The following is a 4,317-nucleotide window of genomic DNA, read 5'->3' as shown; positions in this document are numbered from 1 at the left end:
TAAGCAGGACTTGGGTGGCCCTATACTTCCGTTTTCCTATCGTAACCCGTCATCCTTTCTCACATCATCTCTTTAGTAGTGAAAGCACTACAGACTATTTTTTATTATTCATGACTAAAATTTGCGATTCAGAAAAAGATGAAGGGTGCCTGATTTTTTGCTGCTTGTTCCTTCTGGTTATGGAAAGTGAACCAGGATCGGCATCTGACTATAAATTTTGTTTATTCATTACTTAAAAAGGAAAATCAATGAAACAGTCCAGACTTGCCGGCATGCTATTTTATGTAGCTATCCCATTCTTTCTTACTTCTTGCGGCGGAGGCGGAAGTGACCAGAAGACAGCCTCCGACTCCACAAAAGCCGACAGCACCACAGTCGCGGTTACGCCGAAAACGACTACTATTACCACGCCGCAAAATATGATGGTAGTAACACACAAGGTCGCCAATTTTGCAAAATGGATGCCCTCCTACGAAGCGCATGACTCGATGAGGTTGGCGGGTGGCATTCACAGCTATGTAATTGGCCGGAGTGAGAAAGATTCCAATATAGTATTGGTAGCGGTGAAAGTAGATGATCTGGCCAAGGCCAAAACATTCGCGAAGGACCCCAGCCTTAAACAGGCAATGAAAAAAGGGGGAGTGGTAGGAACGCCGTCGTTTACCTTTGTTACGATGACCTTCCAGGATACAGCTATGATCAGTTCAAACCTGCGGTCCAGGACCACGTTTACTGTTAAGGATTGGGATGCCTGGCAAAAGGCATTTCAGGAAGGCGAAAAAGAAAGAGCTGATAATGGCATAACCGTACGGGCATTTGGCCATGACCCCGACAATGATAAAAAAGTAACGCTCGTAACGGCAATTATGGATACTGCCAAAGCCTATGCTTTTTGGAAGTCGGATTTGCTGAAACAAAGAAGAGCCGCGAGTGGGGTCATAGGGGAACCGGAACGCCTTGTGTACCGGGTGGTGAAGCGGTATTAAAATACGAATAAACAGAACGGGCGATGATCCGGCCGGAAAGGATCTGCACTAAATAAAAAGCAGGCGTGATTAAATACACTGCCTGCTTTTTAAAATTAATGGTCCTGTTAAACAGCGTGGTCTTCAGTCAAATGAACATCGGGTAGTCCAATGGACTTCTCTAGGTTTACTTCATAACAGAAGTTCTTGGCATACTTGCCCGCATTCTTATCCAGGAACTGTTGAACTTCCTGAACGGAATCGGCTTCCCAAAGACAAGTACCCGTCTTGCCGTCCTGGGCAGGATAAACGCCATGCAGTTTTAAATTGCCAGGCAGATTCATTGTAACGTCTTTTGCAGCTGCCCAGAAACCTTCAGGATCGTTGATGTTGTGATGAGCAATGACTAGCATAGTTTGAAATTTTTGCGGTTAATAAATAAATTGCTCGATACACAGGGTGGGAGAAAAAGCGAAGTAGTCAAAAAATACCTGATAAGGTTTGAGAAGGAAAATGAAAGGGGTAAGGAAGTTACACCAAAACAAAATTTTTTCCAAATCTTATTTTAAATACCAACAAGATATGAATATCACAAAGGGTTTTTTCATACTTCTGACTTTTACCTTTTGTATTAATACAACATATTCACAAAAGGTGCAAGTAGAATTGCCAGGTACACAGGTAATAAATTTTAAATCTGCTATTAATGGCCAGGACTATGAACTGTATATCTCTCTGCCCGGCAGTTCTAGTGATATAAGCAAGAGATATCCCGTGTTTTACGCACTGGATGGCGAGTGGGGGTTTGCAGTAGCTTGCTCTGTTTATGGATCATTGGTGTATGAAGGTTCTGTTCCTGAAATGATTATTGTTGGTATTGGATGGCGGAATAAAACTGAAGCGAGTAGAAACAGAGATTTTTCTTCAATTGCTATGCCAGGGGATCCGAACTCTGGCGGAGCGGCTAAATTTCTTAACGTTCTAAAAACAGAAATTATTAAGAGGGTTGATTCCGGTTTCCAGAGCGATAAAAAAAATAATACTTTATCCGGTGGCTCCCTTGCAGGGTTTTTTGCTTTATATGCGCTATTTCACGAACCGGGTCTATTTAACCGTTATATTCTTGCCAGTCCTGCTTTGCAATCAGATGATGACATAACTTTTAAAACAGAAAAAAGCTTTGCAGAAAGAAACCATACGCTGAATGCAAAAATATTCATTAGTTCCAGCGAGGTTGAGGAAAGCCTATTTCCTGTAACTAATTTTCAAAAATTTATTAGTCAGTTAAAGGCAAGTAATTATAAAGGGCTTGATCTTGACACGCTTGTTGTGGAAGAGATGAGCCATGCCAGTGAAGGTCCTTATTCTATTGCAAGAGGATTGCAATTTCTTTTCAGCAAACCTAACCTAAAATTGAATACTTTATTGCTTGATCAGTATGCCGGTCATTATGAACAAGACTGGCTGATTACCAGAACAGACAGTTCTCTTTATATCAATATGTTTGGAGGCAAAGCAAGACTTTATGCAGAAACGAATGAAGACTTTTATGTAAAAGGGGCACCGGTGACATGTCAATTCCAAAAGGACAATAAAGGGAAAGTAAGAGGCTTTAATCTTAAGTTTTTTTCAAATAATATGACATTCATGAAAAAACTTGATTAATAGCACTCCTTGAAATTGTAGGAGGAATGAACTCTGGGTAGGTGTTCCGGCCTGGCTGACTCATTATTTGGTTTGTAAGAATGCAACGATCCAAATAGATATAACAAGCATGGCTGCTTGGTAATAGCCCCAAAATGCACCCAGGCCATTGTCCTTCTCGTACTGCACGAGACTGACAAATATGCCAACAATGGGTATCCAATATATTAGTTTATTTTTCATAAACCAATCGTTTCTCTACCTTAAAGGTACGTTAATTGAGAATAAACGGGCTGCGCCATCAAAAAATCGCCGTTTTCACCCGGAACCCCACGTTTTTCGGAAAAAGGGTGGGGAAGCTAAGCCTGTGAATTTCAAGACGTCGTTATCCTATCTATGGTTGCAAGAACAAAGGCAGTTCAGAAGTATTGGAAGGATCTTTCTTCTGACATCCGCTGCTGTGATCCAGGTCGAGATCCAAATGGCTAAGGTTGGGGCCATGATGCCCACCTCCACGTGACCCACTGACCCTACCTCCACCACCGTGATGGCCGCTGCCTTTAAGTGAGTAGATCAGCAGCACCGAAAACGCCGCGACCAGGACCACTGTTCCTAATATCTCGCAACCTTTCACCGCCTTCTTACGCTCAGCAAGATTGTGAGAAAAAAGATGTGTGCCCAGGATACCGACGGGACCAAGTGTCAGGCCGGCTATCAAGCCTACCGTCCCCTTACCTTTTGAATATAATTTCGAATGGCTGGTGACGTTGTTCGCCGCAACGGTCGTGTCCAATTTCAAGGCTGGGGCCATTGAAGAAGCAAAGCTAAAATGAGAAAGCAGAAGGAATAATACACTTTGTAGAGCTATTCGCATAAACGGGAGATTTAGGATAGAAGAAAGATCGCGAAAATTTACAGCGCCCGCAAACCCGAAACCGTTAAAGAATAGCTAAGTATTCCCCAAAAATGCGGCGTTGTCCTTTGCGCGGACTGCTATCGTCACTCACGAGCGGCTAATGCCAACACGATCCACTGGCGGACGGCTGAAGAAGTGATTTGGGGTCCCGATTGTCCCATCCGCTATTTCTCAAGCCATTGATTGTCATTGGCTTTCGTTTTGTCCGAACGGTATTTCACATGGCAGGTTATTTGCATTCCTTTCATCGCAAAGTCCCCTTCACAACTTAAAATTTATTATTTATGAAAATGCCCAGCACCGTTCGGCCAGTAATACTTCTAATGATGTTGTCAGGCCTGTTTTTACCACGAGTATTAATGGCGCAGGATGATTCTCAAACGAGAATAATCGATGACAGTAAAAAGGCCAAGGCCTCCTTTCTAAAGGCAGATCCGTCAATGGAAAATCTCTTTAAACACTCTTCTGCCTATGCAATATTTCCCAATGTAGGCAAGGGCGGGGTAGGTGTAGGCGGCGCTGCGGGTAAGGGTGCAGTCTATGAAAAAGGAAGGCCAGTTGGTACTGCCCAGATGGTGCAGGTAACCGTGGGAGCACAGGCAGGAGGGCAGGCATACCGGGAAATTATTTTTTTTGAAAACAAAGATGCAGCGGATCGCTTCATGCAAAATAAAGTTGAATTTAGCGGACAGGCTTCAGCAATAGCTGTCAAATCGGGTGCATCGGCCAATGCGAATTATAGAAATGGCGTGGTTGTATTTTCGCAGGGAAAGGGTGGATTAATGCTGGAGG

5 protein-coding genes are annotated in these 4,317 nt (G+C 43.3%); 3 read left to right on the top strand and 2 right to left on the bottom strand.

All coding sequences use genetic code 11. The features are described 5' to 3' along the window. The first annotated feature begins 248 nt into the window (after positions 1-248). Entirely contained in the window at positions 249-986 is a 738-nt protein-coding gene (locus VK541_RS09020) for a hypothetical protein (protein WP_324369127.1), read from the top strand. A gap of 107 nt (positions 987-1,093) precedes the next feature. On the opposite strand, the gene VK541_RS09015 is transcribed toward VK541_RS09020, so the two are convergent. Next, positions 1,094-1,378, bottom strand: a complete 285-nt coding sequence (locus VK541_RS09015) for a hypothetical protein (RefSeq protein WP_324369125.1) — start codon at positions 1,376-1,378, stop codon at positions 1,094-1,096. A 169-nt stretch (positions 1,379-1,547) separates the two neighbouring features. Here VK541_RS09015 and VK541_RS09010 point away from each other — a divergent pair, with 169 nt between their 5' ends. Further along, positions 1,548-2,630, top strand: coding sequence for an alpha/beta hydrolase-fold protein (locus VK541_RS09010; RefSeq protein WP_324369123.1), 1,083 nt, complete (start codon positions 1,548-1,550; stop codon positions 2,628-2,630). A 373-nt stretch (positions 2,631-3,003) separates the two neighbouring features. On the opposite strand, the gene VK541_RS09005 is transcribed toward VK541_RS09010, so the two are convergent. After that, positions 3,004-3,483: a hypothetical protein gene (locus VK541_RS09005; protein ID WP_324369121.1), complete on the bottom strand. Its 480-nt coding sequence runs from the start codon at positions 3,481-3,483 to the stop codon at positions 3,004-3,006. 401 nt (positions 3,484-3,884) lie between these two features. Between VK541_RS09005 and VK541_RS09000 the strand changes: the two genes are divergently transcribed. After that, a partial coding sequence (locus VK541_RS09000; RefSeq protein ID WP_324369118.1) for a YSC84-related protein occupies positions 3,885-4,317 on the top strand: 433 nt, incomplete at its 3' end.

Source organism: Pedobacter sp. (assembly GCF_035317785.1).
Taxonomy (GTDB): domain Bacteria; phylum Bacteroidota; class Bacteroidia; order Sphingobacteriales; family Sphingobacteriaceae; genus Pedobacter.
The sequence above is the reverse complement of the archived record's forward strand: the minus strand, read 5'-3'. Positions and strand labels throughout refer to the sequence as shown.